19 protein-coding genes, 1 tRNA gene and 2 pseudogenes are annotated in these 25,418 nt (G+C 48.0%); 13 read left to right on the top strand and 9 right to left on the bottom strand.

The window, feature by feature from the left end:
* Nucleotides 1-111: 111 nt before the first annotated feature.
* Complete coding sequence (locus tag ACQRBJ_RS12265) at nt 112-2,253, top strand: M3 family metallopeptidase (RefSeq protein WP_445303776.1); 2,142 nt, start codon at nt 112-114, stop codon at nt 2,251-2,253.
* A gap of 78 nt (nt 2,254-2,331) precedes the next feature.
* Here the strand turns inward: ACQRBJ_RS12265 and ACQRBJ_RS12270 are convergent, their stop codons facing one another.
* Together ACQRBJ_RS12270 and ACQRBJ_RS12275 are read right to left on the bottom strand one after the other, a co-directional pair.
* The gene (locus ACQRBJ_RS12270) at nt 2,332-2,832 is read right to left on the bottom strand and encodes a thioredoxin family protein (RefSeq protein WP_294971227.1); all 501 of its coding nucleotides are present in this window, start codon (nt 2,830-2,832) and stop codon (nt 2,332-2,334) included.
* Nucleotides 2,833-2,936: 104 nt separating this feature from the next.
* Nucleotides 2,937-3,605: a SprT-like domain-containing protein gene (locus ACQRBJ_RS12275; protein ID WP_294971225.1), complete on the bottom strand. Its 669-nt coding sequence runs from the start codon at nt 3,603-3,605 to the stop codon at nt 2,937-2,939.
* A 139-nt stretch (nt 3,606-3,744) separates the two neighbouring features.
* Between ACQRBJ_RS12275 and potA the strand changes: the two genes are divergently transcribed.
* The 5 genes from potA (at nt 3,745) to ACQRBJ_RS12300 (ending at nt 8,401) form a co-directional block, all read left to right on the top strand.
* Nucleotides 3,745-5,148, top strand: coding sequence for a polyamine ABC transporter ATP-binding protein (gene potA, locus ACQRBJ_RS12280; RefSeq protein WP_295346645.1), 1,404 nt, complete (start codon nt 3,745-3,747; stop codon nt 5,146-5,148).
* A gap of 31 nt (nt 5,149-5,179) precedes the next feature.
* Nucleotides 5,180-5,965 carry an ABC transporter permease gene (locus ACQRBJ_RS12285; protein ID WP_264951671.1) on the top strand — a complete coding sequence of 262 codons (786 nt, stop codon included), beginning with the start codon at nt 5,180-5,182 and terminating at the stop codon, nt 5,963-5,965.
* Nucleotides 5,966-5,988: 23 nt separating this feature from the next.
* Nucleotides 5,989-6,783, top strand: coding sequence for an ABC transporter permease (locus ACQRBJ_RS12290; RefSeq protein ID WP_294971248.1), 795 nt, complete (start codon nt 5,989-5,991; stop codon nt 6,781-6,783).
* A gap of 88 nt (nt 6,784-6,871) precedes the next feature.
* Nucleotides 6,872-8,179, top strand: coding sequence for an ABC transporter substrate-binding protein (locus ACQRBJ_RS12295; RefSeq protein ID WP_445303784.1), 1,308 nt, complete (start codon nt 6,872-6,874; stop codon nt 8,177-8,179).
* 140 nt (nt 8,180-8,319) lie between these two features.
* Nucleotides 8,320-8,401: transfer RNA gene (locus tag ACQRBJ_RS12300), tRNA-Tyr, on the top strand.
* Nucleotides 8,402-8,560: 159 nt separating this feature from the next.
* On the opposite strand, the gene ACQRBJ_RS12305 is transcribed toward ACQRBJ_RS12300, so the two are convergent.
* The 3 genes from ACQRBJ_RS12305 to ACQRBJ_RS12315 form a co-directional block, all read right to left on the bottom strand.
* Nucleotides 8,561-9,769 carry a GDP-L-fucose synthase family protein gene (locus ACQRBJ_RS12305; RefSeq protein ID WP_441932712.1) on the bottom strand — a complete coding sequence of 403 codons (1,209 nt, stop codon included), beginning with the start codon at nt 9,767-9,769 and terminating at the stop codon, nt 8,561-8,563.
* A 2-nt stretch (nt 9,770-9,771) separates the two neighbouring features.
* A complete protein-coding gene (gene gmd / locus ACQRBJ_RS12310) occupies nt 9,772-10,884 on the bottom strand; it encodes a GDP-mannose 4,6-dehydratase (protein ID WP_294971213.1) in 1,113 nt (370 codons plus the stop codon).
* A 185-nt stretch (nt 10,885-11,069) separates the two neighbouring features.
* Nucleotides 11,070-12,692 carry an ATP-dependent DNA helicase gene (locus ACQRBJ_RS12315; protein WP_445303777.1) on the bottom strand — a complete coding sequence of 541 codons (1,623 nt, stop codon included), beginning with the start codon at nt 12,690-12,692 and terminating at the stop codon, nt 11,070-11,072.
* 186 nt (nt 12,693-12,878) lie between these two features.
* On the opposite strand from ACQRBJ_RS12315, the gene ACQRBJ_RS12320 reads away from it, so the two are divergent.
* The 3 genes from ACQRBJ_RS12320 (at nt 12,879) to rsmD (ending at nt 14,825) form a co-directional block, all read left to right on the top strand.
* Nucleotides 12,879-13,361 (top strand): hypothetical protein, encoded by a 483-nt coding sequence (locus tag ACQRBJ_RS12320; RefSeq protein WP_445303778.1) that lies wholly within the window; start codon nt 12,879-12,881, stop codon nt 13,359-13,361.
* Between the two features lie 9 nt (nt 13,362-13,370).
* Nucleotides 13,371-14,186, top strand: a complete 816-nt coding sequence (locus tag ACQRBJ_RS12325; RefSeq protein ID WP_445303779.1) for a DUF3822 family protein — start codon at nt 13,371-13,373, stop codon at nt 14,184-14,186.
* Nucleotides 14,187-14,294: 108 nt separating this feature from the next.
* On the top strand, nt 14,295-14,825 hold the full coding sequence (gene rsmD / locus ACQRBJ_RS12330) for a 16S rRNA (guanine(966)-N(2))-methyltransferase RsmD (RefSeq protein WP_153125463.1): 531 nt from the start codon (nt 14,295-14,297) through the stop codon (nt 14,823-14,825).
* A 165-nt stretch (nt 14,826-14,990) separates the two neighbouring features.
* On the opposite strand, the gene cls is transcribed toward rsmD, so the two are convergent.
* Nucleotides 14,991-16,415 (bottom strand): cardiolipin synthase, encoded by a 1,425-nt coding sequence (cls, locus tag ACQRBJ_RS12335; protein ID WP_445303780.1) that lies wholly within the window; start codon nt 16,413-16,415, stop codon nt 14,991-14,993.
* Between the two features lie 9 nt (nt 16,416-16,424).
* Complete coding sequence (dnaG, locus tag ACQRBJ_RS12340) at nt 16,425-18,386, bottom strand: DNA primase (protein ID WP_445303781.1); 1,962 nt, start codon at nt 18,384-18,386, stop codon at nt 16,425-16,427.
* 372 nt (nt 18,387-18,758) lie between these two features.
* Between dnaG and ACQRBJ_RS12345 the strand changes: the two genes are divergently transcribed.
* The 4 genes from ACQRBJ_RS12345 to ACQRBJ_RS12360 all read left to right on the top strand — a co-directional run bounded on the left by ACQRBJ_RS12345 (nt 18,759) and on the right by ACQRBJ_RS12360 (nt 23,917).
* Entirely contained in the window at nt 18,759-21,296 is a 2,538-nt protein-coding gene (locus tag ACQRBJ_RS12345) for a glycosyl hydrolase 115 family protein (protein WP_445303782.1), read from the top strand.
* A gap of 229 nt (nt 21,297-21,525) precedes the next feature.
* Entirely contained in the window at nt 21,526-22,035 is a 510-nt protein-coding gene (locus ACQRBJ_RS12350; RefSeq protein WP_295347316.1) for an RNA polymerase sigma factor, read from the top strand.
* An 8-nt stretch (nt 22,036-22,043) separates the two neighbouring features.
* On the top strand, nt 22,044-22,637 hold the full coding sequence (locus tag ACQRBJ_RS12355) for a hypothetical protein (protein WP_445303783.1): 594 nt from the start codon (nt 22,044-22,046) through the stop codon (nt 22,635-22,637).
* Between the two features lie 44 nt (nt 22,638-22,681).
* Nucleotides 22,682-23,917 (top strand): hypothetical protein, encoded by a 1,236-nt coding sequence (locus ACQRBJ_RS12360; protein WP_441217943.1) that lies wholly within the window; start codon nt 22,682-22,684, stop codon nt 23,915-23,917.
* 257 nt (nt 23,918-24,174) lie between these two features.
* Here the strand turns inward: ACQRBJ_RS12360 and ACQRBJ_RS12365 are convergent.
* Nucleotides 24,175-24,656 (bottom strand): annotated as a pseudogene (locus ACQRBJ_RS12365) (virulence RhuM family protein); the annotation flags it as partial.
* Between the two features lie 249 nt (nt 24,657-24,905).
* Nucleotides 24,906-25,418: pseudogene (locus ACQRBJ_RS12370) on the bottom strand (hypothetical protein); the annotation flags it as partial.

Below are 25,418 nucleotides of genomic sequence, written 5' to 3' on the forward strand. Positions count from 1 at the left end.
ATAAAAGTGTATCTTTGCAGAAGATAAGCTGCACTCGGCAATTTGAAAGCAAGCTTTCATTGCGCTCGTTTGCATTATCTTTGCTAAGTAATTGCAATATAAACAAAAAACATGATGAAACTTAACAAGACATTCTTAACACTCGGTCTGGCAGCTGCCCTGCTGCAGATGCCAGCCTCATCGTTCGCCCAAAATGCGGGCGGCAGTCGTCAGAATCCACTCTTGCAGAAGAGCTGTCTCCCATTCGGAGCTCCAGATTTCAGCAAGATTCAGGAGAGTGATTATCTTCCTGCTTTCGAAGCAGCCATCAAGGATCAGCGTGCCAACATCCAGAAGATTGTAAGCAACAAGAAGAAGCCTACCTTCCAGAACACCATCCTCGCTTATGAGAACAGCGGTATGTTGCTGGATCGTGTTTCCAACGTATTCTTCGGTCTTACCAGTGCCCACAAGACTCCAGGCATTGCAGAAACCCAGAAGAAGGTAATGCCTCTGCTCACCAATCTGGACAACGAGATTTCATTCAACCAGAAACTCTTCGAGCGCATCAAATATGTTTATGACAACGAATACAAGAAGCTCAAGGGTGAGGACAAGCGACTCACCGAGGTCATCTATAAGGGTTTCGTCCGTTCAGGAGCCCTGCTTTCTCCAGAGAAGATGGAGCGCATGAAGCAGATCAACTCACGCATCTCTGAACTCCAGGAGCAGTTTGGCAATCTTCTTCCTGCAGCCACCAACAACGCCGTGGTTTGGGTAAACAGCAAGGAAGAACTCGCAGGCCTGAGCGATGCTGACATCGCACAATGCAAGAAGGATGCAGAGAGCCGTGGAGGCAAGGCACCTTACTGCATCGTCATCGTGAACACCACCCAGCAGGCTATCCTCACCAATCTCCAGAACCGTGAGCTCCGCCGCAAGGTTTATATGGCAAGCATCCACCGTGCTGACGGAACCAATCCTGAGTTCAACACCTTCCCTATCGTAACCGAGATTGCCAAATTGCGTGCCGAGAAGGGACAGCTGATGGGTTACAACAACTACGCCGAGTACTCATTAGAGAAGACAATGGCTAAGAACACCAAGAATGTAAACGCATTCCTGCAGCAGCTGATCAAGGAATATGCGCCAAAGGCTGATGCTGAGACCCACGACATTGAGGCTTATGCTCAGAAGACTGAGGGCAAGGACTTCAAGTTGCAGCCATACGACCGCTTCTACTATTCTGCAAAGATGAAGAAGGAGATGCTCAACATCTCTGACAATGAGATCAAGCCATACTTCAACATCGACAGCGTGCAGGTGAACGGTGTGTTCTATGCAGCTCATCGCGTATACGGCTTGAACTTCAAGCAGCGCAAGGACATTCCTACCTATCACCCAGACATGAAGGTGTTCGAGGTAAGCGACAAGAACGGCAAGCCTATCGCCCTCTTCTACAGCGACTACTTCCGTCGCCCTACCAAGCGTGGCGGTGCATGGATGAGTGCCTTTGCCAAGCAGAGCGACAAGTGGGGACAGTTGCCTATTATATATAATGTATGCAACAATGCCAAAGCTCCAGAGGGTCAGCCTACCCTGATTACATGGGATGAGGTTTGCACCCTTTTCCATGAGTTCGGTCACGCCCTCCATGGAATGTTGTCAAAGTGCGGTTACAATACGCTTTCAGGAACAGCCGTGGCTCGCGACTTTGTGGAAATGCCATCCCAGTTTAATGAGTCATTCGCCAGCATTCCAGAAATCTTCGACCACTACGCCCGTCACACCCAGACCGGAGCAGCCATGCCAGCCGACCTGAAGGAGCGCATGCTGAAGAGCATCAACTTCCAGCCAGCCTATGCCCTGGGTGAGAATCTGGCAGCCACCTGCCTCGACCTGGCTTGGCACGAGTTGACACCAGACGAGATTCCTTCACCATATATGGCAGGCGCCTTCGAGAAGGAAGCCCTGAACAATGTAGGTCTGCTCAATTCTCAGATTCCTCCTCGCTACTCTACCACCTATTTCAACCATGTATGGGGCGGTGGTTATGCAGCAGGTTACTACAGCTATCTCTGGACAGAGGTGCTTGCCGTGAATGTGGCAGATTACTTTGCCAAGCATGGTGCCTTGGATCCAGCCGTTGGTCAGGCATTCCGCGATAAGGTTCTGAGCCGTGGCAACACCAAGGACCAGATGGAAATGTTCACCGACTTCACCGGCATGAAGCAGCCAGATGCTTCCGGCTTGTTGAAGGCAAGAGGAATGTAAGACAAGAAAATCATATAAGAAAAAAGCGTCTCCCTGAGAAATCAGGAGGACGCTTTTTCTTTTATAAGACTTTATCAACTATTTTACCGCCTTAGGAGTCCAGTTCTTCAAGAAGCGGAGAACCTTCTTCTCATCATAGCCTTTACCTTCTTCCAGGAAGCTGGAGTCCTGGATATGGAGAACAGTTCCCTTCTCATCCAAAACCACAAAGACTGGGAAACCGAAACGGGCAGGATTGTTCAGGCGCTTCATCAATGACTCTGCCTTCTTCACAGCCTCAGCACCCGCAGCTTTGCGAGGATTGTAATTCACGTGGATGTACTCGAAGCTGTCATTCACCGCCTTGTTTACCGCAGTATCCTTCTCTACGAAATCGGCAAACTTCAAGCACCAAGGGCACCAGTTGCCACCCACCTGACAAATCACAAACTTGCCTTCAGCCTTCGCCTTGACCAAGGCCTCATCAATCTGAGTCATCGGATCAATGCTCTCATTATACACTTTCTTCAATGCTCCCTGAGCATGCGCCATCACAACAACCATGGTCATCATGAAGGCAAGAGTTACGAGTCTTCTCATACGAAATACTAATTATTGTTTCTCTAAATTATTGTTTCTCTATTATTGTTCTAATTCATCCTTTCGTTTTATCTCTTTAAAAGAGGCAACACCCCAGGAAGGAATCAACCCATGTCAAACGGAGTCAATACATTCCTGAGCTTTTCGAAATCAGCCTTCGTGATGCGCCTGCCCCGAAGACTGCGCACCTGCGGGAAATCAGCGAAATAAGACTCCTGCGTAGTGTACCAGTTATGCGAACTCAACTCACTAACCGTCAACAGCTGGCGTTCCAGACTGCGGGCGAACCTGGGACTTACCCTAGAAAGGAAATGCTTGCCATCCTTCAGTTCTACAGCCAGAATCAGATAGGTCTGAGGTCCTGCTGCCTTCTTCCTAGCCACCACATTCTCGCTCACCTTCCAGCCTTTGGTAGAAGTCATCACCCGAATATCCCAACCGTATTTACGATTCAGACTGTCCATCATGCCCCGGAACACGACACCATGAGGAGCCGTATCCTTCAGTCCCGTATAACCGATGATATAATGTATCATCTCGTGCAGAAGCACACTCTTTGCCTGCTTGTCGGTCATATCATAATAGGTAGACATGGAGAGTTTGAAATCGTAAAGCTTGGTACGTCCCCATCGGGAAGAACGCTTGAAGGCAAGTTGTCCCAACCGGGTCTTGGCACGAGTCAGTCCCAGCTCCGGCAACGGCAGTTTACCCCCGAAATATTCCTGGTCAAAACGTTTGAACCACTCCTCCATCCAGTCTATAGTTACTATCATATCTGTATATTTATCGTATATTTATTCAGACGAATCGTCTACATATTACAAAACGAGTGCAAAGATACATTTTTTTCCGGAAAAACATTCATATTTATTAGAAAATGAGTAACTTTGCAGCCAAATTTTAAAACGAGAAATGAATAAAACAGCACAGCACATCATTGACATACAGAATGTGTCTAAAAGATTTGGCGAGAAAGTAGCCCTCAACGACATCAACCTCTTTGTGAGAAAGGGCGAATTCGTGACCATTCTCGGTCCTTCGGGATGCGGAAAAACTACTCTCCTGCGACTTCTGGCTGGATTCGAGACAGCCACAGAGGGCGTCATCACCATAGCAGGGAATGATATTACCAACCTGCCACCCTACAAACGCAACGTAAACACGGTGTTCCAGAAATACGCCCTGTTTCCTCACCTCAATGTATTTGACAACATCGCTTTCGGCTTGAAACTCAAGAACACGCCGAAGGACCAGATCATGCCTAAGGTGAAGCGTGCCTTGAAGATGGTGAACATGAGCGATTACGAATACCGCGACGTCAACTCGCTTTCGGGTGGACAGCAGCAGCGCATTGCTATCGCCCGTGCCATCGTGAACGAGCCGGAAGTACTCCTGCTCGATGAACCACTTGCAGCACTTGACCTGAAGATGCGCAAGGACATGCAGCTGGAACTGAAGGAAATGCACGAGCGACTGGGCATTACCTTCATCTACGTAACCCACGACCAGGAAGAAGCCCTGACCCTGAGCGACACCATCGTGGTGATGAGCGAGGGAGAGATTCAGCAGATAGGAACCCCTACCGATATCTACAACGAGCCAGCCAACTCTTTTGTGGCAGACTTCATCGGCGAGAGCAACATCTTCTGCGGAACGATGGTCCACGACTGTCTGGTCAAGGTGGCAGGAGCAGAAATTCCTTGTGTGGACAAGGGATTCGGCTGCAACCAGGAAGTGGATGTAGTGATCAGACCGGAAGACATTGAAGTTTCTACCGACACAGAGCACGCCCAGTTTGTAGGCAAGATAACCTCATCCATCTTCAAAGGCGTGCACTACGAGATGCTTGCCGAGAGCGACAAGGGCTACGAGTTCCTGATTCAGAACTACAAGCATTTCGAGGTGGGACAGACCATCGGCATGAGCGTGATTCCCGACAACATCCACATCATGAAGAAGGAGCGCACCACGAACACCTTCCAGGCGAAGGTGAACGGCGACGGAACCATCGAGTTCCTGGGCTGCGAATACCAGATAGAGATTCCGGAAGAGAAGAAGAGCCAGATTCATACCGATGAAGAAGGCAAGGAAGTGATCAACGTAAATGTAGATTTCGGAAAGATTGAGCTTTTCGACAACGAGAGCGAAGGAACCTTTACCGGTGACATCTGCTTCATTCTCTATAAGGGCGACCATTATCACCTGACCGTAGACACCGACTGGGGCGAGAAGCTCTATGTAGACACTCAGGATGTCTGGGACCTTGGCGACCATGTGGCAATCACCATTCCAAGAGAAAGCATTTCGTTTGAATAAAAATTATAAATTATTAATTATCAATTATAAATTGAACATTATCAAGTTTATATCCTCTCGACAAAGCTGGTCTATTCCATACGCCATCTTTGCGGCAATATTCGTGGTGCTGCCGTTGATTCTCATCGTAGTGTTCGCATTTACTGATGAGAACGGGAGTTTGACGCTCTACAATTTCCAGAAATTCCTGGCGCACCCGGAAGCCATCAATACCTTCGTGTATTCTATCGGCATTGCCTTTCTCAACACCCTGCTCTGCATTCTGTTGGGTTATCCGGCTGCCTATATTCTGACCCAGACCAAGATGAAATACGCCAACACCATCGTGATGCTCTTCATCCTGCCGATGTGGGTGAACATCCTGGTGCGCACACTTGCCACCGTGGCACTCTTCGATTTCGCCGACCTCCCGTTGGGCGAAGGCGCCCTGTTGTTTGGTATGGTCTACAACTTCATCCCATTCATGATTTATCCTATCTATAATACGCTGCAGAAGATGGACCGCAGCTACATAGAGGCAGCCGAAGACCTGGGCGCATCGCCCTGGCAACAGTTCATCAAAGTCATCCTTCCCCTCTCCATGCCGGGCGTGGCTAGTGGCATTCTGATGGTTTTCATGCCCACCATCTCCACCTTCGCCATTTCGGAACTGCTGACGATGAACAACATCAAGCTCTTCGGAACAACCATCCAGGAGAACATCAACAATTCGATGTGGAACTATGGTGCAGCCCTCTCGCTCATCATGCTCTTCCTCATCGGCGCATCAACATTGATTGCCGGCGACGGCAGTAAGCAGGAAGGAGGCATCAGATGATGAAAACATTATTCAGCAAGGAAATGATGAAGAAAGTATTCTGCCAGGGCTATCTGTGGCTGCTCCTGCTGCTGCTCTATTCCCCTATTCTCATCATCGTCATCTTCTCGTTTACCGAGGCAAGGGTGATGGGCAACTGGACCGGCTTCTCCCTGCAGCTCTACAAGAATCTCTTCGTAGAGGGAACCCACCATTCGTTGACAGCGGCACTCGTCAATACGATTAGCATCGCGCTGATTACCGCCACCGTTTCAACCCTCTTCGGAACCCTCACCGCCATCGGAATCTATAATCTGCGGAACCGTTATGCGAGAAACGCCATCCAGTTTGTGAACAACATTCCGATATTGAACGGCGACATCATCATCGGTATTTCGCTCTTCCTGCTCTTCATCACGCTGGGCATTCCGCAGGGCTACACCACGGTGGTCATCGCCCACATCACCTTCTGTATGCCCTACGTCATTCTGAGCGTAATGCCTAGATTGAAGCAGATGAACCCGAACCTCTATGAGGCGGCACTCGACCTGGGAGCTTCACCGATGCAGGCTTTGCGCAAGGTGATTATCCCTGAAATATTGCCGGGAATGATTTCGGGCTTCATGCTCGCCATCACCATGAGTATCGACGATTTCGCCGTGACCATCTTCACCATCGGCAACGAAGGTCTGGAGACGCTCTCCACCTTTATCTATGCAGATGCGAGAAAGGGAGGACTGACGCCGGAACTCCGTCCGCTGAGTACGATTATCTTCGTGCTGGTGCTCGTGATGCTGATTATCATCAACCGTCGTTCAGAAAAAAACAAGAAGAAATAAGATGAAGAACAAGATATTTTTGGGAGTTAAAGGAGTCAAGGGAGTTAAAGGAGTCAAGACAATAGCTTTTCTTTTCCTGAGCCTGCTGATGATTCTGCAGCTCTCTTCCTGCTACAACAAGGAGAATAGGGAGGAGATTCTGAAGGTTTACAACTGGGGAGACTACATTGACGAGGATATTCTTGCAGAATTCCCGAAATGGTATGAGGAACAGACCGGCAAGAAGATCCGGGTCATCTACCAGACCTTCGACATCAATGAGGTGATGCTGACCAAGATAGAGCGCGGTCATGAAGACTACGACGTGGTGTGTCCGTCGGAATACATCATCGAGCGAATGCTCCGCAAGGACCTTCTGCTGCCCATCGACACGGCGTTCGGCAAGACTCCGAACTATCTGAAGAACTTGTCGCCCTACATCGTGGAGCAGATTGATGCAACTTCCAATCACGGTCGCATCGCCCACAACTATGCCGTTCCCTATATGTGGGGAACCTGCGGAATCTTATATAATAAGGTACACGTACCGCAGAAGGACGCACAGACCTGGGGCACGCTCTGGAACAGGAAGTATCGTGGCAAGTTGCTGATGAAGGATTCCTACCGCGATTCCTACGGCACGGCTCTGATCTGGGAACACCGCAAAGACCTGGCTGCAGGCAAGGTAACCGTTCCGGAACTGATGAACGATTATTCGCCAAAGGCTATTGCCACCGTAGAAAGACAGCTGAAGGCGCTGAAGCCCAACATCGAGGGATGGGAGGCAGACTTCGGCAAGGAGACGATGACCAAGGGAAAGGCTTACCTGAACATGACCTGGAGCGGTGATGCTGTATGGGCGATAGAGGAAGCCGGAAACGTGGGTGTTGATTTGGGTTATGAAGTGCCGGAGGAAGGCAGCAACGTATGGTTTGACGGTTGGGTGATTCCGAAATACTCCCGCAATCCGAAGGCTGCCTCCTACTTCATCAACTATCTCTGCCAGGAAGACGTGGCACTTGCCAACATGGAGACCACGGGTTATGTGAGCAGCGTGGCTGGCAGGAAGGTGCTGGAAGCGATGAGCGACAAGGAAGCTTATCCTGAGACCGTGAACCTGGCTTACTTCTTTGGAGAGGAAGGCAGAAAGGCGCACCTGAATCCAATCATGTATCCGGACAGCACAGTGGTGGCAAGATGCGCCATGATTCATGATGCTGGCGATCATACTCCAGAAGTTTTGGACATGTGGTCGAAGGTGAAGGGCGACAACCTGGGTGGCGGAATCGTTATCTTCCTCTTAGCCGTAGTCCTTGCCCTGACCGTCTTCGTAGCCATCAAGAAATATGAGCACTACAAGCACAGAAGATTGTCAAGAAAGCATCGCAGAAGACACGTGGTAAAGGTAAAAGGGTAAAAAAGTAAAAAGGTAAAAAGCTTTACTTTTTATGGGTAAATTGAACTTTTTTGAAGAAAAACAGAAAAAAGTTGCAGAAAAATTTGGTGGAATGAAAAAAAAGTACTACCTTTGCACTCGCTTTTAAGAACAAAGCGTTTGGGTAGTTACCAGAGTGGCCAAATGGGGCAGACTGTAAATCTGCTGGCTATGCCTTCGGTGGTTCGAATCCATCACTACCCACTTTTCCCAAAATAACTCAAAAAATTTAAGAGTCCGGTTTTCGAAAGAGAATCGGATTTTTTTGTTTTACAGATTCACTGGAACACAAACAACATAAAAAAGCGATGGATTTCTACAGTCCATCGCTTTTCTTATTTCAAGATTATCCCAATCAAAAGATTAGTCCTTCAGGCTCTCCTGATACCAGTCGAAGAGTTTCTTCACACCATCCTCGATTTCTACCTTATGAGTCCACCCTAGGCTATGGAGCTTATCTACGGAGATGAGCTTGCGCATGGTTCCATCTGGCTTGCTGGCGTCAAACTCAACCTCACCTTCGAAACCTACTGCCTTTACTACAAGCTCTGAAAGCTCACGGATGGTAAGTTCCTTACCGGTTCCCACGTTGATGTGGCAGTTGCGAATCTCACCGAGAGATGGGATTGCACCACCTCTACCTTCAGAATTGTTTCTATCCACAGCACCATCCACCTTGGCACCATAGAATACAGAGCTGTATTTCTCAATGCCGATGATGTCCTTGAAGTCCACATTCAGGAGCACATGAACACTGGCGTCAGCCATATCCTCGCTCCAGAGGAACTCACGCAAAGGCTTGCCGGTTCCCCAAAGCACCACCTTGTTGTCGTAGATTCCGTAGAACTCCAGCGCCTTCAGAATGCGCTCGTGAGAGTTGCTGCCGTCCACATTACCCTCGCCGATAATGGCGCGAAGCTTGTCAGTAGGGTTGATAGGACGCTTGTTCATATCTACCTCAATACTGTGCCAGTCGCCGTCATGGATGAGCTTGGCAAGATAAATCTTGCGCATCATCGCAGGCATTACGTGACTGTTCTCCAGGTGGAAATTATCATTCGGACCATAGAGGTTGGTTGGCATTACTGCGATATAGTTGGTTCCATACTGAAGGTTGTAGCTCTCGCACATCTTCAGTCCGGCAATCTTGGCAATGGCGTATTCCTCGTTGGTGTATTCCAAAGGAGAAGTAAGGAGCACGTCCTCCTTCATAGGCTGCGGTGCATTCTTTGGATAGATGCAGGTAGAGCCCAGGAAGAGGAGTTTCTTCACGCCATGAGAATAGGCATTGCTGATCACGTTGCACTGAATCTTCATGTTCTGCATGATGAAGTCGGCACGATAGAGCGAATTTGCCATGATTCCGCCCACGAAGGCAGCAGCCAGAACCACTGCATCTGGCTTCTCCTCATCAAAGAACTTCTCTACTGCATACTGGTCGGTCAAGTCGAGTTCTTTATGAGAACGACCCACCAGGTTATGATAGCCTCTCTTCTCGAGGTTATTCCAGATAGCAGACCCCACAAGTCCGTGGTGTCCTGCTATATAAATCTTTGAATTCTTATCCAACATAATTACCTAACAATTCCCTTTTCCAAGTATTCCACGAGGTTGCAGCGAACCTTCTCGCCAGCATCCTCGGCAGCCACCTTCGCCATATCGCTCTCTACCATAATCTTGACGAGATCCTCGAAAGAGGTAGAATTAGGATTCCAGTTGAGCTTAGCCTTAGCCTTTGTTGGGTCACCCCAGAGGTTCACCACGTCGGTAGGACGATAGAAGTCAGGAGAAACCTCAACGAGTGTCTTGCCGATGAGTTCCTCAGGACCCTCAACGCAGATACCCTTCTCGTTCTCATTCTTGCCTTCCCACTTCAGTTCGATTCCAACATAGTGGAAAGCCAGCTGGGCGAACTCACGGACAGAGTGCTGCTTACCGGTAGCAATGACGAAATCCTCTGGCTTCTCTGCCTGGAGAATCAGCCACATGCACTCTACGTAATCCTTAGCATAACCCCAGTCGCGGAGAGAATCCAGGTTACCGAGATAGAGCTTGCTCTGCTTGCCCTGCTTGATACGGGCTGCAGCCAGCGTAATCTTGCGGGTAACGAAAGTCTCGCCACGGCGCTCACTCTCATGGTTGAAGAGAATTCCTGAGCAGCAGAACATGTTGTAAGCCTCACGATATTCCTTGACAATCCAGAAGCCATACTGCTTGGCAACAGCGTATGGAGAATAAGGGTGGAACGGAGTGTTCTCGTTCTGTGGGACCTCTTCTACCTTACCGTAAAGCTCGGAGGTAGAAGCCTGATACATGCGGCAGGTTTCTGACAAACCACACTGGCGGATAGCCTCCAGGATGCGGAGAACGCCCGTTGCGTCTACATCGGCAGTAAACTCCGGAGAGTCGAAACTTACCTGTACATGGCTCTGTGCCGCAAGGTTGTAAACCTCTGTAGGTTTCACCTTGTTCATCACCTGGATGATACTCATGGAGTCACCGAGGTCGGCATAATGAAGATGGAAATTTGGGGTACCTTCCAGATGAGCGATGCGCTCGCGATAGTCGGTAGATGAACGTCGGATAGTTCCGTGAACATCATACCCCTTACTCAGCAGCAACTCTGCCAAATAAGAGCCATCTTGACCTGTAATACCCGTGATTAAAGCTACTTTTCTTTTTTCCATTTATTTTTTATATATGATAAATTAATAAATTTCTTATACCTTTGCATAAAAACCCCACACGCCCTTTCATGGCGTGCGGAACACACTTCATATTTATCCGGATGCAAAAGTACGATTATTTTTTCAAACCAACAAATATTCTGATGTTTATTTGCCGAAATCGCTGATATTGAACCAATTTGAAACTAAGAAGTAGCGGTTTGCGTCTCCGGCCAGTTGACCAGATACAACTTCTCGGTGGCACGGGTGAAGGCGGTGTAGAGCCAGTGGATATAATCGGGCGTGAGCATGTCGTCCGTCATGTAACCCTGATCCACATAAACATGCGCCCACTGTCCGCCCTGCGCCTTATGGCAGGTCACGGCATAGGCAAACTTCACCTGCAGGGCATTGAAGAACTGGTCCTGGCGAATCGCCTTCATCCGATCCGCCTTGAGCGGAATGTCCTGATAATCTTCTTCTATCTGACGGAAGAGCTGCTCCTGCTGCTCATGGGTCAAGGCTGGCGCCTCGCTCGTCAAAGTATCCAGCAGCACCGTTGCCTCCAGCTCGTAATTGTCATAATCGGGGAACTGCAGCAGAAGCGTGGCGAAACGGAAACCGTAAAGGTCGATGCGGCGACGAACCCGCAAGACCTTGGCACGGTCGCCATTCGCAAGAAAAGCAGGAAGTTCTTTACTTTGAACTTCGTTACTTAGAACTTTAAACTTGGAACTTGGAACTTTATGATTACTTTGAACTTCGTTACTTTGAACATGGAACTTTGAACTTGGAACTTTATGATTAGCTAAACCATTGAATTGACTTTCCCTTCGGCCGCCGAACGCTGTTTCTTCACTCTTCACTCTCCGTTCTTCACTTACTTTCTTCCTCTCCTCTTCCATCCAGTAATAATTGTTTTTCACAATCATGAGGATGTCGCCCTGCGAAAGTTCCTCATCCCTGTCAAGCACCATATTACGAATGCCCTGGTTGAAGATGTTGGCACGCTTGTTACTGCGAGTCACGACGATGGTGTCGTCCAGACCCACATGATGATAACTGTCGGCAAGCGCCTCTATGAGTTCGGCTCCAGGCATCTGCTGGATGTCGGAGAATCCGGAGAAATGGATTTTCGGAAGCTGCGTAATGTCATCGTGCGTAATCATCTGACGAATCATCGTGGCATTATACAGAATGCCCGACTGTTCACTCTGGCGGAGCACCTCGTTCAAGTCGCATTCATAAACCGACAAGCCGTAACCTTCGAGCATGGCAGCATGAAGGGCAGGCGATTCCTCCTCGCCGATAGGTGGCAACTGCGCCTTGTCGCCTATCAGCATCAGGCGGTCGTTATGACCCTGATAAACGAAATGAACCAGATCATCCAGCAAACAGCCACTTCCGAAAGTAGTTCCACCCAGTCCCAGATTGGAAATCATCGAAGCCTCATCCACCATGAAGAGCGTATCCGTATAGAGATTGTCGTTGAGATTGAACTGGCCGTCAACGCCCGAAAATGCTTTCTCGCGATAGATGCGGCGATGGATGGTGAAGGCAGGCGAACCGCTGCTCAGGGAGAAGACCTTGGCAGCCCTGCCCGTAGGAGCCAAGAGCATCACCTTCTGACCGATGGCCTTCATCGTGCGGACGATGGCACCCGAAAGCGAAGTCTTACCCGTACCCGCACTACCCCGCAATATCATCACAGCATGAGGATTGCGATCGGTCATGAAGCGGGCGAAGACATCCAGCGCATTCGCCTGTTCGGGAGTTGGCGGAAAGCCAAACTGCTCCAATATCTTATATTTTAGTTCATCTACAATCATGAATGTATAATTTATAATTAATATTTAATAATTTCAACACCAAATATTTTGTGTTGTCTCGGTTTTGCTGTATCTTTGCAGAAGCAAAAGCTGCACTCGACAATTTGAAAGCAAGCATTCATTGCGCTCGCTTGCAGTATCTTTGCAGAAGCAAATGCAAAAGTAATAATACTTTTTGAAATGAGAATGAAATTAAGGAAAATAAACAATAATGCGGTCCTGGGAGCATGCGTCATCGTCATGATGACCCTCTGCGTACTCAGCATCTGTCAGCCCCTCATCTTCCAGAAACGGATGAAGAGCAGAGAGGCAGAGGTGAAAGCCAGGCTGATGACCATCCGGGAAGCGGAAGAGAAGTACAAGGACAAGCATGGGGTGTATACGGGCGACTTCAATACCCTCGTCAAGGGCAAGTATCTGAAGGCTGCCGATTCCTTCATCCCCTACTCCGACGGCAAGAAATTCTCGCTCGCCGCTACCACGATTGTCAGTAAGAGCGGCAAGCAGATTCCGCTCATGGAATGCGGAGCCGCCTATGAAGATTTCCTCGACGGGCTGGACGAAAACGCCATTCAGGAAATCACCGAGCAGGCCAACTATGCCGGAGAATATCCGGGACTGAAGATTGGCGACATAACAACAGATAATAACAACGCAGGCAACTGGTAAAACAACAAGATGATCATGCAGCTAACAGGCAATAAAACACTTCAGGCACGCCTCACGATAAGAGTGAGCAAGAACACACTCAGCTTTTCGGTAGTTGACCGCGAAGCTGAGCATCAGGTCATTTACGAGCCTTATACCGTGAAGAGCGGTGTTTCCATGGCAGCCAACTTGCGTCAGGCTTTCAAGGAAAGCGAACTCCTGCAACGTGGTTATCAGAAGGTGCGAGTCTACATCGACTCTCCAATCCTGCTGGTTCCGATAGAGGAATTTCATGAAGAAGACCTTGACGTGCTCTATCAGCACGCCTTTGACGGTCATCATTCCGACGCCATTCTCTACCGTGTTCAGCCGGCTCTCAACGTAGTGGCTGTGTTCCCTATCAACAAGGATTTCAAGATGGTGGTGGAGGATAATTTTCGGGATGTGCGCTTCACTCCTATCATGCAGCCGATGTGGCACTATCTGCATCAGCGCAGTTTCACGGGCATTCACCGCAAGCTCTATGCCTATTTCCACGACAAGAAGCTGGACCTCTTCTGTTTCGACAAGAACCGCTTCAAGTTCTTCAATTCGTTCAATGCGGCTCATGCCAAGGATGCGCTCTATTTCATCCTCTACGTATGGAAGCAGATGGGATTGGATCAGATGCAGGACGAGCTACACGTTTCGGGCGAAGTTCCTGACAAGGACTGGTTCCTTTATAACAGTAAGCTTTACATCAGGAAGACTTTCCTCCTGAATCCTGCCGCCGAATTCAACCGTGCCCCTATCACGGAAATCAAGGGAATGCCTTTCGACTTGCTGGCACTGTACTTGAGTAAGTGAAGAGTAAAGAACGAAAAGTGAAGAAACAGCGTTCGGCGGCCGAAGGGAAAGCCAATTCAACAGCATAGCTAATCATAAAGTTCAAAGTAATAAGTTCAAAGTAAAAATATGAGAATCATAACAGGACAATATAAGGGTCGCCATTTCGACATTCCACGTTCGTTCAAGGCGCGCCCTACAACAGATTTTGCAAAGGAGAATATCTTTAATGTTTTGCAGGGTTACATCGATTTTGAGGATGCAACCGCCCTCGACCTCTTTGCCGGCACGGGCAGCATCTCGCTGGAACTCGTTTCCCGAGGTTGCCAGCGCGTCATCAGCGTAGAGGCAGACCGCGACCACGCCAACTTCATCCGCGAGTGTTTCAAGAAGCTGGGCGAAGACAAGGATCTTCTGATTCGTGGCGATGTGTTCCGCTTCCTGAAGACCTGCAAGCAGAAGTTTGATTTCATCTTTGCCGATCCGCCATACGCGCTGGAGAAACTCCCGGAGATTCCAGACCTCGTACTGAATGGCGACCTGCTGAACGAAGATGGAATCTTCGTTTTCGAACATGGCAAGAATTATGATTTTTCCGAGCATCCCCGATTCCTGGAGCACAGAAGCTATGGAAGCGTCAATTTCTCGATATTCAGATAAAAGCAAATTTTAGGCACGGATTACAAGGATTACAAGGATTTTGTATGAGATTATAAATTCGGGATATTGAATTTAGCTCATAACTCCGTGTAATCCGTGTAATCCGTGCCTAAATAAATCCATACTTAAATAAAAATCCATTCTTAAATAAAAATCCGTGCCTAATCACAGCAGCGGCGAAAGCAATCTGACGATGCTTTCGAACAATCGCTTCATGAACGGGCGCTTCACGAAATAGGCAACATCATCCACCAGGATGCTCTGCGATTCATCCTTCAGATAAATCGCCTTGATGCGCTGCGCCATTTCCTCATCATAGAAAAAGGCATTCGCCTCGAAATTATTCTCGAAACTGCGGAAGTCGATATTCGTACTTCCCACCGTGCAGAGATTATCATCACTCACCAGCAGCTTGCTGTGGTTGAAACCACCCATATAGAGATAAACCTTCACTCCAGCCTCTATCGCTTCCATCACATACGAACGCGAAGCCCATTCCACCAGCTTCGCATCTGCCTTACGGGGAATCATCAACCTGATGTCCACTCCCGCCAATGCCGCCGTTCTCATCGCAAACAATACCGGTTCGGTTGGCAGGAAATAAGGAGTCTCCATATACACATACTTCTGCGCCTGAAGCAGGATGCGCACATAGCCCTGCATGATGTCGGGCCATGGAGCAATAGGACTGCTCGTCACAACCTGGACCAGACAGCTGTTGTTGATATGAATATCCACCGGAGGATAATAGACGCGGTTGGTAATCAGCGTGCGGTCCACGAAATACCAGTCGATGAGGAACGCACGCTGCAACGCATAGACACCGCCACCCTGGATGCGAAGATGCGTATCTCGCCATGGTTGCTTTCCCGTTCCCTTCACATATCTCTTGGCAATGTTCATGCCCCCGATGAATCCCACCTTGCCGTCAATCACGCACAGCTTGCGGTGGTTGCGATAGTTCACCTTGCTGGTAAAAGCCGGGAAGCGCACGGGCATGAAGGCGTGCACGTCAATGCCCGTATCTCTCATCCTTTCGAAGAAGGCGTCCTTCACCTTCCAGCAGCCCACGTCGTCATAAATCACTCTTATTTCCACTCCCTGCTCCGCCTTGTCTATCAGCGCATCAGCCACCAGATAGCCCAGTGCATCGTCCTCGAAGATGTAAGTATCCAGGTGGATGTGATGCTGAGCCTTACCTATATTATATAATAAGGAACAGATGAATTCATAACCATCGGTAAAGATGTCCACCCTGTTGTCCTTGAACGGGAACGCCCAGTTCTGGTTGGTGAAGAGATTCATCAGCGGCTTGTTGTTGGCAGGCAGGTGCAGGTTCTCCTGCTCTACGAATTCCAGCATCGAGCGCTTGGTCAGCTGGTCCATGCTCCGGTCGCTGATGTGACGCTCCTTCCGGGTGTTCTGTCCGAAGAAGATATAGAAGATGATTCCCACGAACGGCATGAAGGCGAGCACGAGAATCCAAGCCATCGTCTTCGCCGGCTGTCGGTTGTCGAGCAAGACGCGGATGATCGCAGGAATCATGATTGCGACATAGAGCAACAGATAAATCCAATGGAAATAAACCATATCCTTATTCTAATTAAATACTGAGTTCGTCTGACTTGCCACAAGTGCATTCATCTGCTTGAGTTTCACAAACTCCTGCAGCAGCTCGCGGTTGGTCGGGTTCTTGGCAAACTCCTGCTGCACTTCGATGATGCGCTGGGCGATGTAATGCGTGCGGAAGCTGAGCAGGTCCTTGAACACATACTGGCGCAGCTTCTCCGGACTCAGTTTCAGCTGCAGACTGGCCGTGGCAATCTCCTGTTCGCCCAAAGGCATTCCGGCAATGCGACTGATTTCCGGATTGGAATGGGTAGTGAAATAGGTCTCTGCCACGAATCCCTCCTCATCGAGATGATCCAGAGCCTCCTGCAGAATCTGATTATACAAGTCCTTGTGAAACTTGAATCCGTCGCCGCCCATATCCAGGCTGATGTATTGAGCCACGGGCAGCTGCACCTCGTTTTCGTCCACATCCTTCACCGTGATGATCTTGTCGCCATAATGAATAATCAGCTTCACCAGCAGGTCTTCCACCTCCAGCAGCTTGTCCAGCGGCGAGGTTCCCCTTATCCCCTGCTGCAGTCCCGGCTGGGGTGTTCCGGCCACCGGTTCTCTGAGTCCGGCAGCTCTGCGCTCAGCCTTCACCTGCTCGCTCATTCCGTTGCGCACGAAGTTGTTCAGGGCGTTGACGATGATAGCCTCGTTCACGCCCAGGCGATGGGCACAGTCGGTGATGTAGGCTGCACGGGTAATCTGATTCTTGATTTTCGAGATGCTCTCTACAATGGAATTGATTGCCTGGCTGCGCTTCACGGGGTCAGTGACGCCCCTGAGCGAAATGTCGGTCTTGAACTGGATGAAGTCTACCTGATGGTCTTCAATATATTTTCTGAAGTCTTCTGCCGTATGGTTGCGGGCAAAGCTATCCGGGTCGTCGCCTTCGGGCAGGAGGAGCACCTTCACGTTCATCTCCTCTTCCAGCAGCATGTCGGTTCCTCGCAGCGCCGCATGCACGCCCGCAGCATCGCCGTCGTAGAGCAATACGATGTTGCTGGTGAATCGGTGGAGCAGTCTTATCTGATGGATGCTCAGGGCTGTTCCCGAGTTTGCCACCACGTTCTCAATGCCGCACTGGTGCATGGAGATGACGTCCGTATAGCCCTCCACCATGTAGACGCAGTCTTCCTTGGCGATGGCTTTCTTTGCCTGATACAGTCCGTAGAGCTCCCGTTCCTTATGGTAGATTTCGCTGTCGGGCGAATTGACGTATTTCTGGTTCACGCCCTTGGTCCGGGAGTCCAGCACGCGTCCTCCGAATGCCACGATCTTGCCACTCACACTCGTCCACGGGAAGATGGCACGGCCGGAGAATCGGTCCAGGTACTGGTCCTGTCCGCTCCTGTTGCCAGCCTCGTCCTTGTCCACCTTGAAGCAGAGTCCGGTGGCGGTGAGATATTTCGGATTGTATCCCTTCTTCACCGCCTCGTCGAAGAGTGCCGTGCGCTGTGGCAGGGCGAATCCCAGCTGGAACTTCCGGATGATGTCGTCACGGAATCCACGGCTGCGGAAATACTGCATTCCGATGGCCCTTCCGTCCACGTCGTTCTGCAGAATGTCCTGGAAATACTTCGCAGCCCAATCGTTCACGATATACATGGATTCGCGTTCGCTCTCCCTCTGTTTCTCCTCGCTGGTCATCTCGCGTTCCTGAATCTCGATGTTGTATTTCTTGGCGAGCCAGCGGAGCGCATCGGGATAGCTCATCTGCTCCAGCTCCATCAGGAAGTTGACGGCGTTTCCACCCTTGCCGCAGGTAAAGCAGTGGCAGATGCCACGGGTAGGCGAAACGGAGAACGACGGATGGGAATCGTTATGGAAAGGACACAAGCCGATATAGTTGATGCCGCGCTTTTTCAGCGTCACGAATTCAGACACCACCTCTTCTATCTTGGTGGAGTCCATAATACGGGCTATGGTCGGTTTGTCTATCATATTTTTCTATCTTATTCAAGTTTCGCAAGTTCAGGAATTAAAGAAGTTAAAGGAGTTATCGCTCCCTACGGTTGCTGAGGAGTTAAGACAATAGTCTTTTTTGCGTAGTTTATAAGCTGCAAGACATACGTCTTAACTTCTTAACTTCCTTAACTCCTTTAACTTCCTGATATGCGAAAGTTCTGTTTTTTACGTTGCAAAATTAATACTTTTCTCTGAAAACACAAAACATTTAGGGGAAAAGACGTACAGAAACCGCATGGAAAGCCAAAATGAAACAAATAATAAAGTAAAGGGGACATCTAATAAAGAACTTTCCGGAGAATATTCCTACCTTTGCAGCTATCAAACAACAAACACAATTAAATAAGTATGAGACTTAATGACATCAAGAAAGCATTTTTAGCTTCCGCTGCCCTCCTCTCAGCCATGAGCATGAGCGCAGCTGAGAGATTCGTAAGTTTCCAGCAGGGCGACTTACTCATCAACGGTAATGATAAGGTAGAAATCTATATGGACGCCAACGACTGCCGCGGCGTGAGCTATGCTGCCAATGCCCTGGTCAAGGACATCAGCAAGGTGAGCGGCTCCCAAGCCACCATCACCTCCAACCGCAAGGCAACCATCCTCGTGGGAACCATCGGACATTCTGCTGCCATCGACCAGCTCGTCAAGCAGAAACGCATCAACGGAAATCTGCTCAAGGGCAAGCGCGAGAAATTCATCATCACCGTGGTGGACAACCAGCTCATCATCGCCGGAAGCGACCGCCGAGGCACCATCTACGGCATCTACGAACTCTCGCAGCAGATGGGCGTATCGCCATGGTATGACTGGGCAGACGTGCCTGTAGAGCACCACGATTCTATTTTCGTAAACAAGGGTATCTATACAGATGGCGAACCAGCCGTACGTTATCGCGGCATCTTCCTCAACGATGAGGCACCTTGCCTAACGTCATGGGTAAAGAACACCTACGGCACCGGATATGGCGACCACCGTTTCTATCAGCGCGTTTTCGAATTGGTATTGCGACTGAGAGGTAACATGATGTGGCCTGCCATGTGGGGTTGGGCTTTCTACGCAGATGACCCGGAGAACGAGAAGACGGCAGATGAGATGGGCGTGGTGATGAGCACCTCCCATCATGAGCCGATGGCACGCAATCATCAGGAATACGCCCGCAACCGAAAGGGATGGGGACCTTGGAACTATCAGAAGAACAAGGCTAACCTGCAGAAGTTCTTCCGTGAGGGAATAGAGCGCATGAAGGGAACCGAGCAGATCGTGACCATCGGTATGCGTGGCGACGGTGACGAGGCGATGAGCGCAGAGGCTGATACAAAGCTGATGAGCCAGATCATCAACGACCAGCGCAAGATCATCGCTGATGTAACGGGAAAGAAGGCCAGCGAAACACCGCAGGTTTGGGCACTATATAAAGAGGTGCTGGATTACTATGACAAGGGAATGAAGGTGCCTGATGACGTAACCCTCCTGCTCTGCGACGACAACTGGGGTAACGTGCGCCGTGTGCCGAATGCCAAGGAACGCAAGCACAAAGGCGGTTGGGGCTTATACTATCACGTAGATTACGTAGGTGCTCCAAGAAACTCAAAGATGCTCAATGTAACTCCTGTACAGAATCCTTGGGAGCAGTTGACACTTGCTTACGAGAATGGCATCGACCGTCTCTGGATTCTCAATGTGGGCGACCTCAAACCGATGGAATATCCTATCAGCCAGTTTATGGACATGGCTTGGAATCCACGTAAATACGATGTAAACAACATCACCCGTCATACCCGCGACTGGTGCGCACAGCAGTTTGGTGAATCGCAGGCCGATGAAGCAGCCCGCATTCTTAACCTCATCTGCAAGTACAACGGCCGCTGCACTCCGGAGATGCTCGACAAGAACACCTACAGTCTGGAGAACGGCGAATGGCAGGAGGTGGTGAATCAGTATCTCCAGCTCGAGGCTGATGCGCTGCGCCAGTACAACAGTCTGCCAGCAGCCTATCACGATGCCTATCGCCAGATCATCCTCTTCCCTATCGAGCTGATGAGCAATCTGCATCAGATGTACTTTGCCCAGGCTCAGAACCATGCTCTCTACAAGCAGAACAATCCGAAGGCGAACATCTGGGCGGATGAATGCGAGCGCCTCTTCAAGCGCGATTCCCTCATCTGCAATATTTACAACCACAAGATGTCGGGCGGCAAGTGGAACGGCATGATGACGCAGAAGCACATCGGCTATAAGAGTTGGAATGATGCCTTCGAAAAGGATACCTGTCCGGAGCTCTTCCGGGTAACCTCCAAGAATGGAGTGATTATCAGCGAAAACAGCGGCGTGGTAGAAATCGAAGCTCCTTACTACAGCAGCAAGACGGATGCTGCCGAGGCAAAATGGACAGAGATTCCATTCATGGGCAAAAGCGTATCGGCAATGACTCTGATGCCGTATACCAAGAGTGTAAAAGGAGCCAGCATCACTTACAAGTTTAAGATGCAAGTTAGCAAGACTTCGGATGACAAAACTTCGGATGACAAGGCATTTAATAGCAATGTTTCCAATGGCAAGCAGAAGGTTCGCATTCATGTGATTACTAAATCAACCTTGGATTATCTCAACAAGGGCGGCTTAACCTATGGTGTAAGTTTAGATGGTGCTTCTCCTGTAGAGGTTAACTTCAACAAAGATTTGAACGAGAAGCCGGAGAACATCTACAATATCTATTATCCAACGATAGCCACTCGCATCGTGGATCAAGTGATAGAGTTGGAACTGCCGGCTACTACCGATGGCATCCACAGCCTCACCCTCACTCCTAACGACCCAGCCATCGTCTTCGAGAAAATCGTGATTGATGGAAGAGAAGGAAAAAAGAGTGTCAAGGTGATTTAAAAGTAGCATATAATAAAAAGGTATAGGCACGCACCCACGAAAGGATGCGTGCCTATTCTTTTTACGCAAACTATCACTATCTTCTTATGTTCCATACTTCGTAGCATTCATTTTTACATAAACAATCACAATAGAAACAAATAAATGAAAAAAAAGAGTATTTTTTAAATCTTTTTTGAGAAATATACGTTTATATGAGTAAAGTTAGAAACATAAAAACAAGAAACGAATGAATATAGGCAACCCAAAACTCATAAAACAACTGGAGAGTCTTGTCGACAATCGGCAAGACTGGCTATTTCGTTTTGCCTATATTCGAATCGGGCAACGTGAGGATGCAGAAGATATTGTGCAAGAGGTGCTGCTTGCAGCTTTCAAGAAACTGAAAGAAGGGCAACAAGTGGAAGAGTTGGACCGCTACATCATTCGCTCTGTTAGCAACGCATGCCGAGACTACTTGCGCAAAAATCGTCCGCAAATCATAGCTATCAATGAAGCGGCAAGCATACCTAACAGCAATGGTGACAAACAAATACACGAGGAATTTCTCAGAATATCAAAACTGCTGGAAGATATTCCACAGGAGCAAGCGGAAATCGTAAGAATGAAATGTTACGACAACTTGACGTTCCGAGAGATAGCCGAACTGGAGGAGATACCAGAAGCTACCGTGAAATCTCGCTATCGCTATGCCATCCAACATATCCAACAACGACTCAGAAAGGAGAAAAGTTTATGAAAGATCAAATGAACATACATAATGACAAAGGATTTGAGGATATAGAGCAACTGCTCCAACCTCAATGTGATTTCCATGCCTCCTCCCAAACCAAGCAACAAGTAATAGAGAAGGCAAGGAAGAGCTTGGTCAGCCATCGCACCTTGCGTATCTTTCCATGGATTTGCGCAGCATGCGTGACTGGCATCATCGCTATCATCCTGCAACCACCCAAGGATACCACTTCTGCGTCGGGCAATGCGACAATGGCTGTGAGAAAGGCTACACAGCCGATGCAAAAAGCTATGATGCAAGAAAAGAATTTGACGGCAGAAAAGGAAAATACAGCAGAAAAAGCCATCACAGAAGAGAGCAGAACATACGAGAAGAAAAAGACTTTCGCCAAGCTCAATGCTCCCAAAAGGGAGGCTAAACCTAAAGCTGAGTTTGGAGATGACATGCCAGACACCGAAGAAAAAAGTCCGGTACTCTTCCCTATGTCAACCTTGCCCGAAGAGCATCTTTTCAAAATGCAGACAGCAGAAGCTCAAGCCACTACAAGCAATGCCGTGCAAAGTGAGGATGACCGCCAACAAATACGGCGAATCACCGTAAAACTCTAAAGAAAGTATATATAATAAGGTATAAACATTAAAGAACAAAGAACATGAAAAAGTATGTCATATATTTATTACTCATGATGTTCTCATCAATGGGAGCACAGGCACAAAAGTCTTATTTCAAAGAGGCTTTGGAGAAATTGGTAAGCAACAAGGCGTTCACCATGAATCAATCAGGAGCAAAAAATGAGGTTGGTGACACAGCACAATGGAGTTGGAAAAAATATCGCTTTAAAACTCTCAAGAAAGACAAGTTTCTCAAGGAACTGGACAGAATCAACAAGGCTTTTCAAAAAGATTGCAATCAGCCTGTAACTGACTTTTACTATATGGTAGATGGAAACAACAACCCACTTAAAACATGGATGAACTTTGACATATCTGTAGGCAACGACCTTATTATGGTTGGAAATTTCTCGGCATATAGCGTCCTTATCAATCGCCAACAAATGGGTCACTCTGGCATGCGCAGAGTCTGTGCCATAGAATGGGGCCATATCGTAGAGAATGGTTGGGTCAACGAAAAAGGCTATGAAGGAAACATCAGCATCGTAGAAGGAAAAGCTCCTTTAAACAAGCATCACGTAGCAGATGAAATAAACCAGCAAACGTATAAAGCCACACAATTTACAGGCGATTTAATAATCCCAAAAGACACCATAAACGAAAAGGCTGCTCCTAAAGAAGAGACTAAAGAAGAAAAAGAAGTGCCTAATGAGCAGTTGACCAAGATGCTTAAAGATGCTCAGACCAACCTGAAAGGCAACTTTGAGATTATTGGCAAACGTGACCCTGAACTTTGGGACCGTGGCTATTTTATCTGCTACAAAGACGAAACAGATATGTATGTAGAACCCATCCTTGTGGCTACCAACGGCACTAACTTCTCATACAAGCACGACCTGAAGGACATTACCATTGGAAGAGTGAGAGCACTGATGAAAGATGGAACCATCTGCTCGGAATGGATAGACATTCCTTTTGTACCAGGAGAGATAGCAGAGCTAAGCGTACACAATGGTTACTACAGCCTCACAGGATCAAGTTTCTATAAGCAGTGGGTGGAAGAGGAAAGCAAGAACCATGATGGATGGGACGAGCGCAAGTATACGGCTTACGCACTCAGCAATATCCATTCTCCTGGCATCATCTGCTATCTGTTCTATCAGCATTTGATAAAAGGTTCTTCGAATCAAAAGAAAATATTCAAAGCCCTCCCAACAACTCTACAAGAGAATCATGTGGGTCGCTTTATCAAAAAGCATATGAACAATAAATTATAAAAATCTCAACTTTCAGTCACATTCATTTAATACATATGTGATGTAAGAAAGGACATACTGCATAGAACCCAATGCCACCTCTATCAGTTTTGATGGAGATGGCATTTTTGCTTCAAATTAGCGCATCCCCAATAGAGGTAAATGTCAATGCCGACATGAATGAGAAGCCAGAGAACATCTACAGCATTTACTATCCTACGATAACCACTCGCATTGTGGACAAGGTGATAGAGCTAGAGCTGCCTGCCTCATCCAATGGCATCCGCACGCTCATAGATAACTTCTGCCGCTGTATGCCCATGAGCAGCATAGTGCAACTTATTTTGCACGATTCTTTCCAATAGTTGCCACCACCAAGATTTTTGAGTCGTTCATCGTCCATCGTAAACCCTTTTACGATGTACTCATTCAGTCGCTCTGTAGCCCATTGACGGAAACGCGTGCCTTGAATAGATTTTACACGATAACCCACAGATATGATAACATCAAGATTATAGAACTTCACTTCTTTGCTTTGGTTTTTTCCTGTCATGGCACCATGCTGAGTGGTTATTCGGAATTTCCGAACAACCACTTTTTCATCAAGTTCTCCCTCCTTAAAAATATTTGATATATGTTCTACTATCGTAGACTTACTCTTATTAAACAAGGAGGCGATTTGATCTTGGTTTAGCCAAACCGTCTTATTCTCCAATCTCACATCAAGCTTCACGCCATCATCAGATTGGTAGATAATCATTTCTCCCACATCAGTTTGGGGTGCGTCCTCCCATTTATAGCCACAGATGCAAAACACCCTCTGTCTGCACATTGTCTGAATTGCACTTTGGACATTTTATATTATTATTCATCATTGTTTCGTCTTTGTTATTATCTAAGTCAAAAAATGATATTCTTGCATGACTTATGCTTAGACATTATTATATTTGAATTTGTCAGACGCTGTCTAGAATATTTAATTAGTCTTTATTCATCTTGAACTCTTTTATTAAACTATACCAGATGTCAATATTGCATGAATCATCTTATCTATATATCTCCCATCCTCTTTCATGAAATAAACATGATGGTCAACAAACATATTTTTTACATCTTCTATTGTAGCCTCAGGCTTAACAACAAGCCCCCAACGCATGACTTCGCCAAAACGAGTGGGTGAAAGAATAAAGCTATTCAACGACAAATTCTTGTCGCCTATTTCTGGTTCTGTTTCGTGTTGAAGCATCTGAAACAGTTGCACTTTTGGATCTGCAAATCCTTTAGCTCGACCCAATCCATGGGGATCTATAAATGAAACATACTGATGTCTTCCTTTTACTATCCACAAGATGAAATCTGGATAGAAGCCAGCCTCTGCAAAAAAGCCAACTCCAGTTTTACTTTGGTTTCGCAACAAATACACCTCATGATCTTCCAACACTTTCGGCTTAGAATTAACATATTCGGTCAACTTGTTCACGAACTCAAATTCACTATCTACTAAGGCTACAGGAGATATTTC

Origin of the sequence: Prevotella sp. SGI.167 (assembly GCF_050313615.1) — a bacterium.
Classification (GTDB): domain Bacteria; phylum Bacteroidota; class Bacteroidia; order Bacteroidales; family Bacteroidaceae; genus Prevotella.

Bases quoted from the DNA above. Each gene is read 5' to 3' on its own strand.
- ACQRBJ_RS12360 (WP_441217943.1), top strand. From the start codon at position 22,682: ATGAAAAAGTATGTCATATATTTATTACTCATGATGTTCTCATCAATG.
- ACQRBJ_RS12320 (WP_445303778.1), top strand. From the start codon at position 12,879: ATGAAATTAAGGAAAATAAACAATAATGCGGTCCTGGGAGCATGCGTC.
- dnaG (WP_445303781.1), bottom strand. From the start codon at position 18,386: ATGATAGACAAACCGACCATAGCCCGTATTATGGACTCCACCAAGATA.
- ACQRBJ_RS12355 (WP_445303783.1), top strand. From the start codon at position 22,044: ATGAACATACATAATGACAAAGGATTTGAGGATATAGAGCAACTGCTC.
- ACQRBJ_RS12345 (WP_445303782.1), top strand. From the start codon at position 18,759: ATGAGACTTAATGACATCAAGAAAGCATTTTTAGCTTCCGCTGCCCTC.
- rsmD (WP_153125463.1), top strand. From the start codon at position 14,295: ATGAGAATCATAACAGGACAATATAAGGGTCGCCATTTCGACATTCCA.
- ACQRBJ_RS12275 (WP_294971225.1), bottom strand. From the start codon at position 3,605: ATGATAGTAACTATAGACTGGATGGAGGAGTGGTTCAAACGTTTTGAC.
- ACQRBJ_RS12350 (WP_295347316.1), top strand. From the start codon at position 21,526: ATGAATATAGGCAACCCAAAACTCATAAAACAACTGGAGAGTCTTGTC.
- ACQRBJ_RS12305 (WP_441932712.1), bottom strand. From the start codon at position 9,769: ATGTTGGATAAGAATTCAAAGATTTATATAGCAGGACACCACGGACTT.
- ACQRBJ_RS12265 (WP_445303776.1), top strand. From the start codon at position 112: ATGATGAAACTTAACAAGACATTCTTAACACTCGGTCTGGCAGCTGCC.
- gmd (WP_294971213.1), bottom strand. From the start codon at position 10,884: ATGGAAAAAAGAAAAGTAGCTTTAATCACGGGTATTACAGGTCAAGAT.
- ACQRBJ_RS12270 (WP_294971227.1), bottom strand. From the start codon at position 2,832: ATGAGAAGACTCGTAACTCTTGCCTTCATGATGACCATGGTTGTTGTG.
- ACQRBJ_RS12290 (WP_294971248.1), top strand. From the start codon at position 5,989: ATGATGAAGAAAGTATTCTGCCAGGGCTATCTGTGGCTGCTCCTGCTG.
- ACQRBJ_RS12315 (WP_445303777.1), bottom strand. From the start codon at position 12,692: ATGATTGTAGATGAACTAAAATATAAGATATTGGAGCAGTTTGGCTTT.
- ACQRBJ_RS12325 (WP_445303779.1), top strand. From the start codon at position 13,371: ATGATCATGCAGCTAACAGGCAATAAAACACTTCAGGCACGCCTCACG.
- cls (WP_445303780.1), bottom strand. From the start codon at position 16,415: ATGGTTTATTTCCATTGGATTTATCTGTTGCTCTATGTCGCAATCATG.
- ACQRBJ_RS12295 (WP_445303784.1), top strand. From the start codon at position 6,872: ATGATTCTGCAGCTCTCTTCCTGCTACAACAAGGAGAATAGGGAGGAG.
- potA (WP_295346645.1), top strand. From the start codon at position 3,745: ATGAATAAAACAGCACAGCACATCATTGACATACAGAATGTGTCTAAA.